This is a genomic window from Sphingopyxis panaciterrae (assembly GCF_011762125.1).
GTDB lineage: Bacteria > Pseudomonadota > Alphaproteobacteria > Sphingomonadales > Sphingomonadaceae > Sphingopyxis > Sphingopyxis panaciterrae.
Map to the genome: position 1 here is coordinate 35,001 of NZ_JAASQN010000006.1, position 18,085 is coordinate 53,085.

Below are 18,085 nucleotides of genomic sequence, written 5' to 3' on the forward strand. Positions count from 1 at the left end.
GCCGCTGCTTCTGATCGTTTCCGCGCGGCTGTCGGCGCCGCTGATCGGCGTTACCTTATGGGATATCGGCCGCGCGATGCTGCCGGGTCTCGCGCCGGCGCTGCTCATGGCGATTGGGGTCGGGCTCGCCGCGCAATGGCTGGTGCCGCACGACTTCGCGGCGCCGATCCGGCTGGCGCTGCTCGTCGGGCTGGGCGTCGCGCTCTATGGCGGACTGCTCTGGCTGCTCGAGCGCGAAGCCATCGCCGAGGTCTTGCGACTCGTGCTGCGGCGGAAGATTTCGGAACCCGTGTAGCGGCACCTGCCGGTGCCGCCTTTGGCGTCAGCCAGAACTACGACGCGATATAGTCGCGCATCGCGGCGGCTTCGGCCTCGATCCGGTCGATGCGATATTTGACAAGGTCGCCGATCGACACGAATCCGACGAGTCGGCCGCCATCGACGACGGGCAGATGACGGATGCGCTTCTGCGTCATCTGCGACAGCGCGCCGATCACCGCCATTTGCGAATCGCAGGTCACGGGCGATTTGGTCATCACCTCGTCGAGATGACGGTCGAGCGCCTCGGGACCATAGGAGGACATCAGGCGGACGATGTCGCGCTCGGAAAAGATGCCGACGATCGCATCGCCCTCCATCACCGGCACGGCACCGATACGGTGCTGCGCCAGCAGGTCGATCACCGCGCGGACCGTGTCTTCTTTCCGTGCCGAAATCACCGGGCCCGTGCGCCCGTGGAGGATCGCTCCGATCGTCATACCATGCCGCTCCCCATGTCGCTTCTTCTGGAGCGCGAGCTTAACATGATTCGCGGCAAAGCCGAAACCGGTCGCCGCATTCCATTCGCGCTTGGTCTTGCCGCGCCGCTGGTCCATGACGGCGCGCATGGTCAAACGATCCCCGCTCGACAACCGCGACACGTCGACAGTCGCCTGGGCCCGCTATCGCCGGCTGATGAAGGGCATGGCGCTGGTCTCGTTCGGCGCGGTGCTCCTCGCGCTCGGCTGGCTGCGCTACACGATGGGGGATGCGCTGACGATCCACATGATCATCGCCACCACCGCCGGGGTCGGACTGTCGGTCCTGCTCGGCGCCGCGCTGATGGGCCTTGTCTTCCTGTCGAGCGGCAGCGGCCATGACGAGGCGATCGAGGATCCTTTCGAAGACGATCCGGATATCTAGGGTCCAAATCCACTATTTACGGGTCCGAGGTTTGAAGCGATTTTGTTCAGGGCAAGGAAGCGAGGCGCAGGCATATGAATATATTCCAAGGCTCGCTGACGCAGCCATGGACAAAATCGGTCAAATCCCGAAGGGACGTCGAAATGGCTTCGATCTCAGGCTCGCGCGACCTTGCGGGTAGCGATGCTACCCGCGGCGGCCACCCGATCCCGATATCTTCGCCATTTCGACGCCTCGGACCCGTAAATAGTGAATCTGGACCCTTGCCATGACCGATAACGATAAGCCCGACTGCCCGCGCGACCCGATCCTGCGCGTCGTCCCGCGTCCCGCCGATATCAACGCGAACGGCCATATCTTCGGCGGCTGGGTATTGAGCCAGATGGACATCGCGGGCGGCATCGTCGCCGGGCGCGAGGCGCAGGGCGCGGTTGCCACCGTCGCCATCGATTCGATGGAATTCATCGCCCCGATCCTGCTCCGCGACATCATCTCCATCTATGCACATATCGAACGCCGCGGACGCACGTCGCTGGCGATTCGCCTCGAGGTGATCGCGACCCGCGATGGCGGCAGCACCGAGGAGAAAGTGACCGAAGGCGTCTTCACCTTCGTCGCGCTCGATGCGAATCACCGGCCGCGCCCGCTGCCGCCGGTCGTTTAGAGTCTTTATCCACTGACGGTGGAATCGGCACTGGCTCGCTCCCCCTCCCGGCCTCCCTGACGATAGTAGCCTGGGCCGCTTGGACAAATTCGAATGTCTGTTATCGGCCGGAAGTTGCCGTTTCCTTTTTCGTCACCCCGGACTTGACCCGGGGTCCCGCTGGACGTCGAAACCTGCGCCACCTTCAAAAAAGCGGGATCCCGGGTCAAGCCCGGGGTGACGAAAATGGGTGGTGCCTATGGCCCCTCTCCACCCCAAAGCCGCCGTCGACAAGCTGCGAATTTGTCCGCGCGACCTAAGGGAGGCCAGGCAAGGGAGCGGGCCGGTGCTGGTTCCATGTCAGTATAGCTGAAACACACTCCAAGCCGAATCAGCCGTCCTTCAATTTCTGCCGGAAGCTTTGGATGACCTTGTCGTTCGCAGGCACGCGGACGCGCCACACCCAGTTGCTGCCGCGCCGTTCCCATCCCCCGGGCGGCGGATCGATCGCGAAGGGAATCAGCATCTCGACCTCGGCGTCGAACGGCCGCGCGTTGGTCAGCACGACGTCCCACGTCTGGAAATTGCCCTTGGCGTCGCGATCCTTGACCACCGCGCGAAATTGCACCGCCGGGCTTTGCCCGATGTCATAATCGACGCGCTCGTCCTTGGCCTTGTCGCCGATCGGCGCTTCGCCGACGAGGAGGCGCCGGCCGCCGATGTTTTCGAACACCGCGGCCGTACCGGCGGGAAGCGCGAGGCCAAGCCCGTCCGATTCGCGATTCTGGACGCGGAGCCGCATCGTCAGCGGTCGCGGCGAGCCGTTGGCGTACAGCGTGCCGGCATATAATTGTTCAACCGCGACGCGATCCTTGGTCAGCAGCGCGACCTGCTTCTGTCCCTTTGCCGACACGTCGACGCGGAACGGGATACGATAGAATTTGAGGTCGCCGAGATCTTCGGGGACTGCCGAGATCGGCGCGGGCGGCGGCGGCGGCGGCGGCGGTGCCATCGCGTACATCATCTTGTCTTCGCGCCGCCGAGCGGTCACCACGACCTCTTCGGCCATATCGGCGCCGAAATTCGCCTCGACCTCGATGATCGGCGGCAGTTCCCAGAGCGGATGCGTGCTGGTGATGTCCATCGGCCAGCATTTCAGGATCAGCGGCCCCGGGGTGCTGCGCGGCAGCGGCGGGCTGTAGACCTTGCTCAGCCGCCCCGCGATGACATTGAGCTGCGCGCCCGGAAAGCTCGTCACGCCGCCATTGGCCACCGTGATCCAGCCGGTGAGGCCCAGCGTCTTTCCGTCGACGCCGCGGTCGGCGACATAATTCGCCGCCCAGTCGAATCCTTCGGCCAGATAGAGCAATTGCACCGTCACCGTTCGCGCCGTCTTGCTTTCGACGAGCATCGACAGCGTCGGCTTGGCCGAAAGATCCTTGGGTACGCGCGCATAGAGCATCCGCTCGGGAAGGCCCGAACAGGCCAGCGCCTCGAACCCCGCCGCGGTCTGCAAAACAACGCCGCCGTTCGGCCCCGCCTGAATCACCGCTTCCTGTTCGACGACCTTGCCGGTCGCACGGCTGGTGCGGCGCAAAGTGACGCTGCGCTTCAGATAGGCATCGACCAGCCCCGCAGGCGAGAGCAGCCGCGCGTCGCGATTCTTTTCGATTACCCCGTCGGGAAGCCCGCTGACGACCGCGGTCTCGGGAAGCAGTCCTTCGGCGACGCCTTCGAAGCGCAATATCGACACCCCGGCCGGCAGCGTCACCTTGCGCGTTTCGGTGACGAAGGCGAACCCCTGCGGCCAGGCCGGATTGATCGGCCCGGCGCCGCGATTGGGGGCGCGGTAGACGGTGACCGCGGCGTCATCGATTCGCGTCGAGACAACGACCGCCGGATCGCCCTGCGCCAGCGCGGGCAACGGCGCCAGCAGCGCCGCAGCCCAGGTCAACAGGAGGGGCCGGGCCCGCACCTGCGTGCGCTCAGTAACGGGTGTCGAAGGTGACGGTGACGTCGGCCTTGCCATTGGCGGGCACCGGCACCTGCCATTCGACGCGGTCGGCGGAGACGCGTTCGCCCTTCAAGCTTTCGTCGCTGATCCGGACATCGCCATACAGCCCGTCCTGCGCGACCAGCACCGTCACCTGTTCGGGGCGGGCGTTGGTGACGCTATATTTCATCTTGGTGATCCAGCGCGAATCGCTCTTGCGCGTGCGCGACACGACGGTGGTCTGCACCTTCACGTCAAAGGCATCGCCGGTGCGCAGCGACATCGCCGAACCCATCGGGGTGTGACCGATCTGATTCTCGCCGATGAACTGCGGGTCGCCGCGCGCGTCGCGCATATAGACGCGAATCGTGCCGGCGGGCAGCTGGTCGCCCAGCCCGCCCTGCCGCGAGGTCGAGAAGCGGAGCACGCTGGCCGTGCTCACCGGTTCGGTGCTGCTGCCCAGCCAGCCGTTGACATATTCATAGGTCGAGCGCGCGGGCGCGCTCTTCACGTCGAGGAAGCTGACCTGTTTTTGCTGCGCATTGGCGATCGTCGTGCGTTCGGCGAGCGGATAGAGATAATAGTCGCCGAGCCGCTCGCGATTATTGCTTTCGGTCCCGGCCGAATCCATCGCGCCGTTCATCTGGCCGAAGCCGCCTCCGCCGCCCGGGTTGCCCGCGACGAGCAAGGTCCGCGCATTGCTGAACGTCGTCCCGGTGCTGTTGGTCAGCGTCACCCAGCCCTGGATGTCCATCGCCCCCTTGGCGGCGTCGAACAGCGCGACATAGTCGGCGGTCCAGCCAAGGTTCGGGGTAAGATAGGCGAGCCGTGCCGGAACCGTGCCCGCGCTGGCCGCGTCGACGGTGACCGACAGCGTCGGGCGCGCGCGCAGATTGGGCGGCAGGCGATCGAACACCGCGCGCACCGGCAGGCCGTCGTCGCGCAGCACCTCGATCCGCTCGCCGATCTGGAGCACGATCCCGCCATTCGCCGCGAGCACCTTGGCGCGCTCGGTCCGTTCGGCGCCCGTCGCCGGGTTGGTGCGGACGAGGGTGATCGACTGACCGACCGCCTTGTCCATCAACTTGTCGGGAGTGAGCAGGTCGAAATCGAAATTCTGTTCGACGATGCCGATGCCGGGACCCGACAGCGTCACCGTCTCGGGGCGGATGCGCGCCGACACATCGGGAAATTCGATCCGGTTGCGTCCGGCCGCGACGCTGAGCTGGCGGTCGTCCTGCACCAGCGACTGGCCGTTGTTATAGATGGTAACAGCGACGTCGCCCTGCGCATTGGCCGCTGCGGCGTCCTGCGCGGCGGCGGGAAAGGCCAAGCCCGCCCCGGCGATCACCACCGGCAAGCAAGCCATTGCATATGCGCGCATATTCATCCTCCCCGCAGTGGTCGTGCGGGGAGGCTATGTCATGTCCGGTCCAAAGACCAGCGCGAAAACGCGGTTTTATTCGGCCGCTTCGACGCCGGTGCCGCGGGTCGCCAGCGTGCGGCGCGTGCGGCGCGGCTTGGCGGCGGGGGCTTCTTCGCCCGCATCGGCTTCGGCGCTGCGTTCGGGGCGGCCGATCGCCGGCGGCAGCACCGCGGTATCGATGCCGGCATTGCCATTGTCGGCGCCATCGGCCGCTTCATCCTTGCGCGGACGGCGGGCCGGACGGCGCGCCGGGCGTGGCGCGGGCTGTTCTTCGGCTGCGGCTTCTTCGCGGACATTGCCGCCGTCGGCGCGCTCATCGCGATCGCCCTGACCGTCATCCGCATCGCGGCCCCGCGCCGGGCGAGCCCGCGCCGGCTGGCGGTTGCCGCGACTATCATCGTCACGATCCCCGCGCGACTCACGATTGCCCCGGGCTTCACGCGGGGCGCGGTCGCCCCGATCGCTGCGGTCGCCCCGATCATTCCGCTCGCCGCGATCGTCGCCATTATCGCCGTCGTCGCGGCCGGTATCGGTGTCGATATCGACGTCGGTATCGTCATGGCCGTCGAAATCCTCGACGCCGCGGATCTCGCGCTGGCGGTCGTGGCCACGGTCCTGCCCGTTCTGGGCGTTCTTTTCTTCCTGCCGGGCGCGGAAGTCGCTCACGACGCGGAAATAATGGTCGGCAAACTGCAGATAATATTCGGTCTGGACCCGATCGCCGGCAAGCTGCGCGTCGCGCGCGAGATTGCGGTATTTCTCGATCATCTGAGCGCCGTTACCGCGCGCGCGGCTGTCGATGCGGTTGGCCTGGTCGACCCCACCGCGTCCGCCCGATTGCGGCCGATTATTATTGTTGTTGCTGTTGTTGTTGCGGCCGCGACGGCGACCGCTCTGCCGGTTGTTCATGTTCAACTGAGACATCCTGTCGAAAAGCCAAATAAGCTATGCCAACCCCTTTTGGCCGACCGCGCCATTTGCGCGTCGCGCCCGCGCTCCTGCGCGGCTTTGCCCTTTACCGCTTGTACGGGACCCACGTCCTGTACCAGCATCGTAAGTGGGAAGCAGTCCTGCCGGGCCAGTATCGATGCAAAGCATCGCCAAAGGGTGTCCGATCAGTCCTGCGCTGCCCCTACCGCGCTTTTCGGCGTAAACCAAGCGAATAATTGCGGCGGCGCTCAGGTGCGGGTCAGCAAAAGCGCCCTGTCGCGGCCGCCGAGGTCGCGGCGGCACCGGACGGTAAAGCCCGCCGCTTCGGCAAGAGCAGAAACTGAAATAAGCTGCGAGGCTCCGATTTCAAGGATCGCCATGCCGCCGGGCGCCAGCAGGCGCGGTAAATCGGGGATGATCCGGCGATAATCGTCGAGCCCGTCGGGTCCGGCGAAAAGCGCTCCGGCGGGTTCATGTTCCGCGACATCGGGCATCAGTTGCTCGCTATCGGCGATATAAGGTGGATTGCACAGGATCAGATCGAATTGGCCTTGAAGCGCCAACGCCCAGTCACCGACCCGAAACCGCGCGCGCTCGTCCATATTGAGGTCGATCGCATTATCCTCGGCATAGGCGACCGCCTTTTCCGATTCATCGATCCCCAGCCCGTGCGCGTCAGGCCATTGTGCCAGAGCGGCAAGAAGTAAGGTTCCCGGCCCCGTTCCCAGATCAAGTATGCGACCGGGGCCGCCGCCGCCAAAATAGTCGATAGCCGCTTCGATCAACGTCTCGCTGTCCGGGCGCGGGATTAGCATTCCCGGTCCGACAGCAAGGCGGATCGTCCAGAAGTCGCGATAGCCGACGATATAGGCGACCGGCTCGTGCACCATCCGGCGATCGATCAGCGCAGTGAAATCGCCGGGTACGGCGAAGCGCGCCGGATCGAGGAGCAGCGCCTGCCGTTCGATCCCCAGTGCATGCGCCATCAACAGTTCGGCGTCGAGGCGCGGGGTATCCGACACCGCCGCTAGCCGCGCCGCCGCATCGCGCAGCGCGGCGCTTACCTCACTCACCCAGCCCCGCCAGCCGCTGCGCCTGATCTTCGGCGATCAGCGCGTCGACCAGTTCGTCCATCGCGCCTTCCAATATTTCGGGCAGGCGGTGGAGCGTCAGGTTGATGCGGTGATCGGTCACCCGCCCCTGCGGAAAATTATAGGTGCGAATGCGTTCGGAGCGGTCGCCCGACCCGACCATCGACTTGCGCGCCGACGCCTCGGCGCTGTGAATCTTTTCGCGCTCAAGGTCATAGAGCCGCGCGCGCAGCACCTGCATCGCCTTGGCGCGATTCTTGTGCTGGCTGCGCTGGTCCTGCTGGATGACGACCAGGCCGGTCGGAATATGCGTGATGCGGATCGCCGAATCGGTGGTGTTGACGTGCTGCCCGCCCGCGCCCGAAGCGCGGTAGATATCGATCTTGAGGTCGCTGTCGGCGATCGCGACGTCGACTTCCTCGGCCTCGGGCAGCACCGCGACGGTCGCGGCGCTGGTGTGGATACGCCCGCCGCTTTCGGTGACGGGGACGCGCTGGACGCGGTGAACGCCGCTTTCGAACTTCAGCTTCGCGAACACCCCCTGCCCGCTGACCGACGCGACGACTTCCTTGTAGCCGCCGACCTCGGCCTCGTTCGCCGAGATAATCTCGACCTTCCACCCCTGACCATCGGCATAGCGGCCGTACATCCGCAGCAGGTCGCCCGCGAACAGCGCCGCCTCGTCGCCGCCGGTGCCGGCACGGATTTCGAGCATCGCGGCGCGTTCGTCGGCGACGTCCTTCGGCAGCAGCCTGATCGCCAGGTCATGCTCGGCGGCGGGCAGCGCGTCCTCGATCGCGGCGATTTCCTCCGCCGCCATCGCCTTCATCTCGGGATCGGCCAGCATGGCGTTCAGCGACACCAGTTCACCGCGCAGCCGCGTCACTTCGCGCGCCGCCGTCGCGACGGGTTCGAGCTCGGCGAATTCCTTCGACGCCGCGACGAAGTCGGCGGGCGCCATGTCGCCCGTCGCCATGCGCGCTTGCAGCGCGGCGTGGCGTTCGATGATGGCGTCGATCTGTCGTTCGGAAACGTTGGCCATCAGAGTGCCTGGACGATTGCCTTGGCCGCTATCGTTCGCTCGCTATCGCCGCGGATATTGATGTACGACTCGCCATCACGCGTACCGATCGAAATCAGCGCGTGCGCCGGTATCTTCGCGGCCTTGTCGAACCGCTTGCGCGGCGAACCGCTTGCGACGATCTCGGTCGAAAAGCCACTGCCGCGCAGGGCGGTCAAAGCCTTCATTGCGAGCGCCAATTGGCCGTCATCCTCGACAGCAATCACGGCGTCGAGGCGGTTGTCGATCACATCCGCGTCCAGCAACATCGCCAGCCGCTCAATCCCCGCCGCCCAGCCGACCGCCGGAGTCGCGGGACCGCCAAGCGTTTCGATCAGCCCGTCGTAGCGGCCGCCGCCGATCACGGTGCCCTGCGCACCCAAGCGGTCGGTGACGAATTCGAACGCGGTGTGGCGATAATAGTCGAGCCCGCGCACCAGCCGCGCGTTGCGTTCCCAGGCAACCCCCGCGGCGTCGAGGCCCGCCGTCACCGCAGCGAAGAAATCCTGCGCTTCGTTGGTGAGGTACGCATCGATATCGGGGGCGCTGTCGGCGATCGGACGGTCTTTCGGATCCTTGCTGTCGAGGATGCGCAGCGGATTCTTGTCGAGCCGCGCGAGGCTGTCCTCCGACAAGTCTCCGCGATGGCCCATGAAATGTTCGACCAGCGCCGTGCGCCACGCATCACGGCTTTCGGCATCGCCGAGCGTGTTGAGTGTCAGCGTCACGCCCTCGCCGACGCCCAGTTCCTTGAGCAACTGGTCGGCGAACACGAGCAGTTCGGCATCGGCAAGCGGGCTGTCGCTGCCGATCGTTTCGGCGTCGAGTTGGTGGAACTGGCGGTAACGGCCCTTTTGCGGCCGCTCGTAACGGAACAAGGGCCCGTGCGTTGCAACCTTCAGCGGCGCGAACTGCTGCCAGCCATTGGTGATATAGGCGCGCGCGATTCCGGCGGTGAATTCGGGCCGCAAGGTGACCCCCTCGCCGCCGCGATCCTCGAACGAATACATTTCCTTCGACACGACATCGGTCGTTTCTCCGAGGGAACGCGCGAACACCGCGGTCGGCTCGATCACCGGCACCTCGATGCGCTTGTAGCCATAGAGGCGGCGCACATGCTCGAACCTATCTACGACATGCTGGAACCGGTCGGCGAAATCGCCGAGCATGTCCTGCGTGCCGCGCACGGCCTGCGGGGTCGCGATTTTGGCGGATTTATCCTTGCTCATGCGCCGCGCGTCTAATGGGTTTTCACCGAAAGGCAAAGCGGGCTTGCGCAGGTTTCGTGTGCGGGGCAGGTTCGGCCCATGGCGCGTACCATCGGCAACCGCATCGCCCCTCCCCGCTTCGTCGCCTATGCGGCGGGACTGGTCCTCGTCGCTTCCTGGGCGATCGTGCAGGACGGATCGGCGCTACAGGATTTCCTGATCGGTTTCGACATCGTCACCGCGCTCTTCCTCGTGTCGACGATCCCGCTGTTCCGGACCCACGATCCGCAGGTCCTGAAACGGCATGCGGTCGAGAATGACGCGAACCGCGTCGCGCTGCTCATCATCTCGGTCGCGGTAAGCGCGGTGGTGCTCGGCGCGCTCGCGCAGCTTGTGGCGGGCACCGGCCAATATTCGAAGCCGCTCGTCATCGTGACGCTGGCGCTCGCCTGGTTTTTCGCCAACACCGTCTATGCGATCCATTATGCGCATCTCTTCTACACCCCCGGCAAAGCGCATGGCGGCCATGCCGGCGGGCTGTCGATCCCAAGCAGCAGCACGCCCGACTATTTCGATTTTCTCCATTTCGCATTGATCCTCGGCATGACCTTCCAGACCGCCGATATCGACATCACCAGCCGCGCGATCCGCCGCGTGTCGACCTGGCACTGCCTGGAGGCCTTCATCTTCAACATCGGCATATTGGCTTTCTCGATCAACATGATCGCCGGGGGCTGAAGCGCCCGGGGCTTTCGTCGAACGGCAAGGCGCGCTTGCAGAGCGTGCGCTGGACCTGATCGCCATTTGGGCGCAGAGAATGGCCATGAAAAAAGCACCGTTCGTCGCAGCCGCCCTGATCGCCCCGGCCTTCGCCCTCATCCCTTCCGCCCATGCACAGGAAGGCAACAGCCGCCCGCAACCGGTCGTCCAGCCGCTGACGATCCCGCTGCCGGCCGACAAGCCCTATCCCGGCACGATGGCGCTGAAGGTCGACGCGACCGACGTCGCGCGCGGCATCTTCCATGTGCGGCAGACCATCCCTGTTGCCCGCGCCGGCAAGCTGACCCTGCTTTATCCCGAATGGCTGCCCGGCAAGCATGCGCCGCGCGGCGCGATTGCCGAACTGGCGGGGTTCAAGGCGAGTGCAAGCGGCAAACCGCTCGTCTGGACGCGCCAGCCGACCGACGTCTACGCCTTCGACGTCGAGGTGCCCGCAGGCGTCAAGAGCATCGACGTCGCGTTCGATTTCCTGTCGCCGACGCGGACCAGCGAAGGCCGCGTCGTCGTCACCCCGGCGATGATGAACCTGCAATGGGAACAGGTCAGCCTCTATCCCGCGGGTTATTTCACCCGCCAGATTCCGGTACAACTCGACGTGACCCTGCCCGACGGCTGGACGGGAGCTTCGGCGCTCGACGGGCTCAAGGTTTCGGGCAACCGCTACAGCTATGCGCCGACCAATTACGAGGTGCTGGTCGACAGCCCGATGTTCGCGGGCAAATATTATCGCAAATGGGATCTCGGCAACAAGGTGACGCTGAACGTCGTCGCCGACGAGGCGAAATATCTGGAGGCGAGCCCCGATCATATCGCGCGCCATGCGGCGCTGGTGAGCGAAGCGGTCGCGCTGTTCGGGGTGCGCCATTTCGACCGCTACGAGTTTCTCCTCGCGCTCACCGAGGAACTCGGCGGGATCGGGCTCGAACATCATCGCAGCAGCGAGAACAGCCGCAACCCGGACTATTTCACCAAATGGAACGACAATGACAGCGAACGCGGGCTGTTGCCGCACGAGCTGACGCACAGCTGGAACGGCAAATATCGCCGTCCCGACAGGATGTGGACGCCCGATTTCCGCACTCCGATGCAGGACAATCTGCTGTGGGTCTATGAAGGGCAGACCAGCTTCTGGGACCTCGTCCTTGCCGGACGGTCGGGGATGCAGTCGAAGGAGATGGTGCTCGCCGAATGGGCAACCAACGCCGGTTTCTACAGCGCGCAGGCGGGACGGCAGTGGCGCTCGGTCGAGGATACGACCCTCGACCCGGTCATCGCGGCGCGCAAGCCCAAGCCCTGGCCCAGCTGGTCGCGCGGCGAGGATTATTACAACGAGGGATCGCTGACCTGGCTCGAAGCCGACATGCTGATTCGCCAGGCCACAAACAATGCGAAAAGCCTCGACGATTTCGCGCGCGCCTTTTTCGGCGGGCGCGAGGGCGACTGGGGGCAGGACAGCTATGATTTCGACGATGTCGTCGCGGCCTTGAACGCCGTCCACCCCCATGACTGGGCGAAGTTCCTGCGCGACCGGCTGCAGGCCCCGAACCAGCCGGCGCCGGTCGCCGGGTTCGAGCGCGCGGGATACCGCCTCGTCTGGCGTGATACCCCCAATGTCTATGACCGCGACCGCATGGCGCAGGCGAAGAACGCCGACCTGACGCACAGCCTGGGGATGGTCGTCGACAAGGATGGCGTCGCGGGCAGCATATTGTGGGACGGCCCCGCCTTTCGCGCCGATATCGTCAATGGGACGAAGATATTGGCCGTCGAGGGGATGAGCTATAGCCGCGAGCGCCTGGAAACCGCGGTGCGCACCGCGACCGACGGCAAGACTCCCGTGCGCCTGCTCGTCGAACGCGGCGGCCGCTATCGCAATGTCGACATCGACTATCACGCCGGGCTGCGCTGGCCGCATCTCGAGAAAGCCGGCGGCGGCCCCGACTGGTTCGACCGGCTGCTGACGCCGCGCCGGGCGCTCTAAGCGAGTTTGATTTTACCTTTCTAGTGTGTCCCCGCGAAGGAGCATCGGGTCGGACCGTCCCCCGGACGATCCTTGACCATGCGGGGCATGGTCAACCCGATGCTGACCCATCTCCTGTCGGTTCAAAATAGCACCGGCAGGAGATGGGCTCCCGCCTCCGCGGGAGCACGCGGTTTTTTTGTCGACAATGCCACCCCCTAACCGAACCGCCTCGACTTTTCGGACCTCAAGCGGCTAAGGCGCCCGCGAATCAAAAACAAAGGACTGCTCTCCCATGCGCATCGACCTCATCCCCGCCGGCGATAACCCGCCCCATAGCCTCAATGTCCTAATCGAGGTGCCGATCGGCGGCGAACCGGTGAAATATGAGTTCGACAAGGCATCGGGGGCGCTGTTCGTCGACCGCTTCCTGCACACGCCGATGCGCTATCCCGCCAATTACGGCTTCGTCCCGCACACGCTGGGCGAGGACGGCGATCCGCTCGACGCCCTCGTCGTCGCCCGCTCGCCGATCGTCGCGGGCGCGGTGGTCAAATGCCGCCCGATCGGCGTCTTGATGATGGAAGACGATGCCGGCGGCGACGAAAAGCTGCTGTGCGTCCCGGTCAACAAGACCTTCCCTTATTATGACAAGGTCGCGACCTACAAGGACATGCCCGAAATCGTGCTGCAGCAGATCGAGCATTTCTTCAGCCACTATAAGGACCTCGAACCCGGCAAATGGGCGAAACTCAACGGCTGGGGCGATGTCGACGAAGCCAAGCGCATCATCGTCGAATGCATCGAGCGCGCGAAGACGGCGGGATTTTAATAGGTTTTCGCGTGTCCCCGCGAAGGCGGGGACCCATCTCCCGCCGGTTGCATACCGCGCCGACAGATGATGGGCTCCCGCCTTCGCGGGAGCACGCAGTTCTTCTATTCAGCCGCCGCTTTTTCCGCCCCGACCATCCGCACGTCGGTCCGCGGATAGGGAATGCGAATCCCCGCCTCCTTGAAACGGTCCCAGATGCCCAGGAACACTTCGCCCTGGATGTTGCCGAGCCCCGCCTCGGGATCCGAAATCCAGTAGCGCAGTTCATGTTCGACCGCGCGTTCGCCGAAGGCGGTGATCCATACCACTGGCTCGGGCTCGTTCAGGATGCGCGGATTGTCCTTCGCCGTTTCGACCATCAGCCGCTGCGCAAGTCGGAGGTCGCAGTCGTAACCGACGGGCACCCGCATCCGCACGCGTACCTCGGGGCTCGCATAGCTCCAATTCTCGACCGCCTGCGTCATCAGCAACTCATTCGGGATCAGATGCTTCTTGCCGTCGCGGGTGATGACGTTGACGGCGCGCACCCCGATCTTCGCGACGCGCCCGACATTGGGCACCCCGCCCGGCAGCGCCGATCCCCCCATCGAACTGCCGTCGCCGACGACGACGATATCGCCGGGCTTGATCGAGCGGTCCATCAACAGGATGATTCCCGCGATCAGATTGCCGACCGTCTTCTGCAACCCGAAACCGATCGCGAGCCCCGCGGCGCCCGAAAAGACCGCAAGCGCGGTCAGGTCGATGCCGAGCAGGTCGATGCCGAACAGCATCGCAAAGACGAACAGCGCGATCGCGATCAATTTCTCGGCAAGCAGCCGCTGCGTCGCGTCGATCTGGGTGTTGCGGCGGAGCAGCCATTTGATCGAGCGCAGGATGACGCGCACCGCACCATAGAGCAGCACCGCGACGACGATCGTCGAAAATAGTCCATAGAGCGACAGGCGGTAGGAACCGACATCAATGCCGATCGCCTGCATCGCCTCGACCGTGCGCAGCGCGCCTTCGCGCAGCCGGTCCGTCGCGCTCATGCGCGCATCGCCCTCAAGCCGCGTTCGAGATCGGCGATCAGGTCGGCGGGATCCTCGAGCCCGATCGACAGCCGAACCAGCGGGTCGAGGTCGGTCCAGCCGGTCGCCGTCCGGATCGTCGCGGGGTCGCTGGGCACGACGAGGCTTTCGAAGCCGCCCCAGCTGAACCCGATGCCGAAATGCGCGAGCGAATCGATGCAGCGCGTCCGCGCCGCCTCGTCGACGCCTTTCAGCGTGAAGCCGAACAGCCCGCTGGTGCCGGTAAAGTCGCGCCCCCAGATCGCATGCCCCGGATCGCCGGGAAGCGCCGGGTGCAGGACGCGCCCAACCTCGGGCCGGGCCACAAGCCAGTTCGCGACCATGAGCCCGTTTTCGCCATGGCGTTGCAGGCGAACGTCGAGGGTGCGAAGTCCGCGAAGCATCAAGGCGCAATCGTCGGGCGATACCGACTGGCCGAGCTGATACGCGGCGCTCCTGAGCTTCGGCCACACCGCGCGCGTCGCGGTGAGCGATCCCATCATCGCGTCGCTGTGCCCGCCGACATATTTGGTGAGGCTCATCATCGTTACGTCGATGCCATGCGCGAGCGCCGGAAACAGCAGCGGCGTCGCCCAGGTGTTGTCGAGCATCGTCAGGACGCCGCGTTCGCGCGCAATGGCGGTGATCGCGGGAATATCCTGCACCTCGAAGGTCAGGCTGCCGGGCGATTCGAGGAAGATGAGCTTCGTTGCGGGGGTGATCAGATCGGCGATACCAGCCCCGATGAGCGGATCATAATAGGTCGTCGTCACGCCGTAGCGCTTCAGCAGCCCGTTGCAGAACAGCCGCGTCGGCTCATAGGCATTGTCGACCATCAGCAGATGATCGCCCGGCGCGAGCAAGGCAAGAAGCCCCGCCGAATTGGCGGCGACGCCCGACGGATAGAGCAGGGTGCCTTCGGCGCCGGGCTCCAGCTGCGTCAGCGCATCGGCGAGCGCCCAGACCGTCGGCGTCCCGCGCCGGCCGTAATAAAGCTTGTCGTGCGTCGCATGGCCGCGCGCCTTCAGGTCGGCGATATTGTCGTAGAGGATCGTCGACGCCCGCCAGACCGGCGGATTGACGACGCTGCCGCCGAGGCGCGGATCGCCGGTCCATTCGGGCCGGCGCCCGCCCTGTACCAGCTTCGTCGCGGGGCGGAGGCTATCATCGTTGCTCTTGCTCATCCCCGCCTTGTTAGCGGAGCGCGGGCCAAAAGCCAGTGGTCGCCGAAACGACCGCCGCCCCCGCCCGCGCGAGGGCGGCGTGTCCGATTTTTTCAGGCCGCGCCGGTCGCCTTGGGCGTCGCCGGATCGGCACCCCATTCGACCCAGCTGCCGTCATAGACCGCCACATCTTCCTTGCCGAGCAGGTGCGCGGCGAAGGCGATCGCGGACGCGGTCATGCCGCTGCCGCAGGTGGTGACGAGCGGCTTGTCGAGATCGACCCCCGCGGCGTCGAAGGCGGCCTTCAGATCGTCACCCTGCTTCCAGGTGCCGTCGGCGTTGAACAGCTGGCCGTGCGGCAGGCTGCGCGAGCCCGGGATATGGCCGGGCGCCAGGCCGGGACGCGGGTCGCGTTCTTCGCCGGTGAAGCGCGCCGCCGAACGCGCATCGACGACCTGTTCGGCGCCGCTGCCCACATTCGCGAGCATCTGTTCCTTGGTGCGCACCGCCTTGGCGTCGCGCCAGACGGTAAAGTGGCGGTGGCGCAGCGTCTGCTTGCCCATTTCGAGCCCGCGCCCTTCGGCTTTCCACTTGGCGAGGCCGCCGTCGAGCAACGCAACGTCGTGCGCACCGAATAATTTGAGAAGCCACCAGGCGCGCGCCGCGCTTTTCGAGGGGCTGTCGTCGTACAGCACGATGCGGCTGCCGTCGCCGAGACCGAGCGACTGCATGCGGCTGGCGAATTTTTCGGCCAGCGGCGCCATGTTCTCGATCGCGTTCGACGCGTCGGTCAGTTCGGCCAGATCCATGAAGACCGCGCCGGGAATGTGCCCAGCCTCATATTCGGCGCGGGCGTCGCGGCCTTCGTCGGCAAGGAATTTCGTCGCATCGACGACCCGCAGGTCCGATGCCCCCAGTTCGCGTTCCAGCCAGTCGGTTGAGACCAAGGCGTCCATGTCATGCTCCTGTTGCGACCGTCCGGGAACTTTGTGCCCTGTTCCCTCGACGGCCTCCTGCTACGGCCTCGGGGTCAGAACCCGCTCTTGGCGCGTTCGAGGCGCCGAAATGGCGAAGATATCGGCTTCGCGCGGCCGCCGCAGATGGTGGTTCCATCTGCAAGGCCGCGCGGAGACGAGATCGAAGCCATTTCGGCGTCCCTTCGGGATTTGACCGATTGTGTCCATGGCTGCGTCAGCAAGTCTTGGAATATCGACATATGCCTGCGCCTTGCTTCCTTGCCCTGAACAAAATCGCTTCAAACCTCGAACGCGCCAAGAGCGGGTTCTGCCCCCATCCTTTCCGGGGAAGGCAAGCCTATGCCCCCGTTTGCCCTTTTTCAAGCGCAGTGGCGTCCTGCCCCAGTCGATGGTGCGCCGCAACAAAAAAGGAGCGGTATGTGGCGAACCGCACCGCCTTTGCGGCGGTCTATTGCGCGCGGCGAATCGCGGTAGCGCGGACTCCGGGCCGATCGACCCGGTGCGCCGCGCGATCGAGCGGGAGCGGCGCGAGCTTTTCGCCGCCGCTCGCCCCTTGCTCGCGGCCGAGCACGAAGCTGCCCGCATTCTGGCCGAAGGCGTCGCCGGGGCCGTCCCAATGATAGGTCACGTCGAATGCAACGACGGGTATGAGCATCGGCCGCCCCGCGATCGTCAACGGCTCGATCGTCGCGCGCGGCAGCACGACCTCGGCCGTGACCTGCTCGCCTGCGCCGGGCTCGATCGCGATATCGTCGCGCAGCACGCTGCCGCCCGCGCCGTCGAAGAAGCGCGCGAGCACCGCCTCGGGCATCGCCGATCCCTGACCGAGCGCGATGCGCACCATCAGCCCGGTCGCCGCGACCGGCCCCTGATTGGCGAGGTTGAGCGCGAGCGCGACGATGACCTGGTCCGCCGTCATGCGGATATCCCGGATTTCAAGTGTCATGGCGACCAGCGCGCGTTGCTCGTCCATCGGCCGGGTGACCAGCGGCGACGGGGTGCGGTCCGCCGCCGGAGCGGGCGCGGCCGGCTGCGGAGCGGTCCGTGTCGCCGCTGGGGTCGCGGCGGGCGCCGGGGTCGCGGCGCGGGGTGTGGCCGCCGGCGTTTCGGGGCGAACCGGCGGGACGAATTCGGCGGGCACTTCGCCCGCCGCGACCGGCCGCCGGCGCCAATACCAGATACCCGCACCGAGCGCCGCGAGTGCGGCAAGCAGCCACGCCCAGATCGGCGTACCGTCCTGGCCGGCGGCCGGTGCCGGAGGCGCCGCGACATCATCCACCGGCGCTGATAGCTGCGGAGCGGGCGCCGCCGTAACCGGAGCGGGCGGGGGTGATGCATCAACCGGCGTCGCCGTTTGCGCGGGTGCGGCCGGCTGGTCGTTCGAAGCGGACCGCGATGCCGCGACCGGGGTTTCGCGCCGCCCGGGTGCAGGCGCGGGCGTGGCGGTCGCCGGACGCGCCGCGGGTGCCGGCTGCGTCGGGGCGACGCGCGGCGGTGCGGGCTGCGGCGCCGGGACACCGCGCCGTTCGCCGGGTGCGACAGGCGGCAAGCCATTGTCCGATGGACCTTGCACCCCAGGCGTGCGTCCTTCGTCGGCAGGCGGCAGGCGAAAATCGATCGGGCGGCCGGATTGGGATGTGGACGGGGGCGCGGGCGTCGGGGTTTCGGCCTGCTGCGCTGCGGCGGGCATGCTTGCGGCGCCGAGTATCAACGCCAGCGCCATCAGCGACGCGCCGGCCGCCCTCCGTTCCTGCCCGATCCGCATCATCGTCATGCCGTCTTCGCGACCCC

17 protein-coding genes (1 of these 17 running past the window's edge) are annotated in these 18,085 nt (G+C 66.0%); 6 read left to right on the top strand and 11 right to left on the bottom strand.

The features are described 5' to 3' along the window. Positions 1-295, top strand: the 3' portion of a protein-coding gene (locus FHR22_RS18205; RefSeq protein WP_166945115.1) for a lipopolysaccharide biosynthesis protein. Its footprint begins 1,217 nt before the window's first position; the window shows 295 of its 1,512 coding nt (coding positions 1,218-1,512); its start codon lies off the left edge, out of view; it ends in the stop codon at positions 293-295. 37 nt (positions 296-332) lie between these two features. On the opposite strand, the gene FHR22_RS18210 is transcribed toward FHR22_RS18205, so the two are convergent. After that, positions 333-758: a CBS domain-containing protein gene (locus FHR22_RS18210; protein WP_166945321.1), complete on the bottom strand. Its 426-nt coding sequence runs from the start codon at positions 756-758 to the stop codon at positions 333-335. 127 nt (positions 759-885) lie between these two features. Between FHR22_RS18210 and FHR22_RS18215 the strand changes: the two genes are divergently transcribed. Together FHR22_RS18215 and FHR22_RS18220 are read left to right on the top strand one after the other, a co-directional pair. Then, positions 886-1,182 carry a hypothetical protein gene (locus tag FHR22_RS18215; RefSeq protein ID WP_166945116.1) on the top strand — a complete coding sequence of 99 codons (297 nt, stop codon included), beginning with the start codon at positions 886-888 and terminating at the stop codon, positions 1,180-1,182. 268 nt (positions 1,183-1,450) lie between these two features. Next, positions 1,451-1,846 (top strand): acyl-CoA thioesterase, encoded by a 396-nt coding sequence (locus FHR22_RS18220; RefSeq protein WP_166945117.1) that lies wholly within the window; start codon positions 1,451-1,453, stop codon positions 1,844-1,846. Positions 1,847-2,216: 370 nt separating this feature from the next. On the opposite strand, the gene FHR22_RS18225 is transcribed toward FHR22_RS18220, so the two are convergent. The 6 genes from FHR22_RS18225 to hisS all read right to left on the bottom strand — a co-directional run bounded on the left by FHR22_RS18225 (position 2,217) and on the right by hisS (position 9,554). Further along, the gene (locus tag FHR22_RS18225; RefSeq protein WP_425057476.1) at positions 2,217-3,782 is read right to left on the bottom strand and encodes a DUF4139 domain-containing protein; all 1,566 of its coding nucleotides are present in this window, start codon (positions 3,780-3,782) and stop codon (positions 2,217-2,219) included. A 28-nt stretch (positions 3,783-3,810) separates the two neighbouring features. Continuing rightward, positions 3,811-5,187: a DUF4139 domain-containing protein gene (locus FHR22_RS18230; protein ID WP_425057477.1), complete on the bottom strand. Its 1,377-nt coding sequence runs from the start codon at positions 5,185-5,187 to the stop codon at positions 3,811-3,813. 90 nt (positions 5,188-5,277) lie between these two features. Beyond that, entirely contained in the window at positions 5,278-6,153 is an 876-nt protein-coding gene (locus FHR22_RS18235) for a DUF4167 domain-containing protein (RefSeq protein ID WP_425057478.1), read from the bottom strand. A gap of 269 nt (positions 6,154-6,422) precedes the next feature. Beyond that, on the bottom strand, positions 6,423-7,247 hold the full coding sequence (prmC, locus tag FHR22_RS18240) for a peptide chain release factor N(5)-glutamine methyltransferase (RefSeq protein ID WP_166945120.1): 825 nt from the start codon (positions 7,245-7,247) through the stop codon (positions 6,423-6,425). Beyond that, positions 7,240-8,307, bottom strand: a complete 1,068-nt coding sequence (prfA, locus tag FHR22_RS18245; protein ID WP_166945121.1) for a peptide chain release factor 1 — start codon at positions 8,305-8,307, stop codon at positions 7,240-7,242. The genes prmC and prfA overlap by 8 nt, the downstream gene beginning before the upstream one ends. Continuing rightward, positions 8,307-9,554, bottom strand: coding sequence for a histidine--tRNA ligase (gene hisS, locus FHR22_RS18250; protein ID WP_166945122.1), 1,248 nt, complete (start codon positions 9,552-9,554; stop codon positions 8,307-8,309). Before hisS ends, prfA begins: the two co-directional genes overlap by 1 nt. A gap of 78 nt (positions 9,555-9,632) precedes the next feature. Here hisS and FHR22_RS18255 point away from each other — a divergent pair, with 78 nt between their 5' ends. The 3 genes from FHR22_RS18255 (at position 9,633) to ppa (ending at position 13,105) form a co-directional block, all read left to right on the top strand. Further along, the gene (locus FHR22_RS18255) at positions 9,633-10,271 is read left to right on the top strand and encodes a DUF1345 domain-containing protein (protein ID WP_166945123.1); all 639 of its coding nucleotides are present in this window, start codon (positions 9,633-9,635) and stop codon (positions 10,269-10,271) included. Positions 10,272-10,356: 85 nt separating this feature from the next. Further along, complete coding sequence (locus FHR22_RS18260) at positions 10,357-12,294, top strand: M61 family metallopeptidase (RefSeq protein WP_166945124.1); 1,938 nt, start codon at positions 10,357-10,359, stop codon at positions 12,292-12,294. Between the two features lie 274 nt (positions 12,295-12,568). After that, a complete protein-coding gene (ppa, locus tag FHR22_RS18265) occupies positions 12,569-13,105 on the top strand; it encodes an inorganic diphosphatase (protein WP_166945125.1) in 537 nt (178 codons plus the stop codon). Between the two features lie 104 nt (positions 13,106-13,209). Here the strand turns inward: ppa and FHR22_RS18270 are convergent, their stop codons facing one another. From FHR22_RS18270 to FHR22_RS18285, 4 genes are all read right to left on the bottom strand, one after another. Next, positions 13,210-14,136: a mechanosensitive ion channel family protein gene (locus tag FHR22_RS18270; protein WP_166945126.1), complete on the bottom strand. Its 927-nt coding sequence runs from the start codon at positions 14,134-14,136 to the stop codon at positions 13,210-13,212. Further along, complete coding sequence (gene metC / locus FHR22_RS18275; protein WP_166945127.1) at positions 14,133-15,338, bottom strand: cystathionine beta-lyase; 1,206 nt, start codon at positions 15,336-15,338, stop codon at positions 14,133-14,135. Before metC ends, FHR22_RS18270 begins: the two co-directional genes overlap by 4 nt. A 92-nt stretch (positions 15,339-15,430) precedes the next feature. Then, entirely contained in the window at positions 15,431-16,273 is an 843-nt protein-coding gene (gene sseA, locus FHR22_RS18280; protein WP_166945128.1) for a 3-mercaptopyruvate sulfurtransferase, read from the bottom strand. A 469-nt stretch (positions 16,274-16,742) separates the two neighbouring features. Then, positions 16,743-18,068 (bottom strand): hypothetical protein, encoded by a 1,326-nt coding sequence (locus FHR22_RS18285; protein WP_166945129.1) that lies wholly within the window; start codon positions 18,066-18,068, stop codon positions 16,743-16,745. Positions 18,069-18,085 lie beyond the last annotated feature (17 nt).

What these genes read in the sequence shown, in the direction of transcription:
- FHR22_RS18210 (WP_166945321.1), bottom strand. Translation starts at nt 758, where the DNA reads ATGACGATCGGAGCGATCCTCCACGGGCGCACGGGCCCGGTGATTTCG.
- FHR22_RS18215 (WP_166945116.1), top strand. Translation starts at nt 886, where the DNA reads ATGGTCAAACGATCCCCGCTCGACAACCGCGACACGTCGACAGTCGCC.
- FHR22_RS18220 (WP_166945117.1), top strand. Translation starts at nt 1,451, where the DNA reads ATGACCGATAACGATAAGCCCGACTGCCCGCGCGACCCGATCCTGCGC.
- FHR22_RS18230 (WP_425057477.1), bottom strand. Translation starts at nt 5,187, where the DNA reads ATGGCTTGCTTGCCGGTGGTGATCGCCGGGGCGGGCTTGGCCTTTCCC.
- FHR22_RS18235 (WP_425057478.1), bottom strand. Translation starts at nt 6,153, where the DNA reads ATGAACAACCGGCAGAGCGGTCGCCGTCGCGGCCGCAACAACAACAGC.
- prfA (WP_166945121.1), bottom strand. Translation starts at nt 8,307, where the DNA reads ATGGCCAACGTTTCCGAACGACAGATCGACGCCATCATCGAACGCCAC.
- hisS (WP_166945122.1), bottom strand. Translation starts at nt 9,554, where the DNA reads ATGAGCAAGGATAAATCCGCCAAAATCGCGACCCCGCAGGCCGTGCGC.
- FHR22_RS18255 (WP_166945123.1), top strand. Translation starts at nt 9,633, where the DNA reads ATGGCGCGTACCATCGGCAACCGCATCGCCCCTCCCCGCTTCGTCGCC.
- FHR22_RS18260 (WP_166945124.1), top strand. Translation starts at nt 10,357, where the DNA reads ATGAAAAAAGCACCGTTCGTCGCAGCCGCCCTGATCGCCCCGGCCTTC.
- ppa (WP_166945125.1), top strand. Translation starts at nt 12,569, where the DNA reads ATGCGCATCGACCTCATCCCCGCCGGCGATAACCCGCCCCATAGCCTC.
- FHR22_RS18270 (WP_166945126.1), bottom strand. Translation starts at nt 14,136, where the DNA reads ATGAGCGCGACGGACCGGCTGCGCGAAGGCGCGCTGCGCACGGTCGAG.
- metC (WP_166945127.1), bottom strand. Translation starts at nt 15,338, where the DNA reads ATGAGCAAGAGCAACGATGATAGCCTCCGCCCCGCGACGAAGCTGGTA.
- sseA (WP_166945128.1), bottom strand. Translation starts at nt 16,273, where the DNA reads ATGGACGCCTTGGTCTCAACCGACTGGCTGGAACGCGAACTGGGGGCA.
- FHR22_RS18285 (WP_166945129.1), bottom strand. Translation starts at nt 18,068, where the DNA reads ATGACGATGATGCGGATCGGGCAGGAACGGAGGGCGGCCGGCGCGTCG.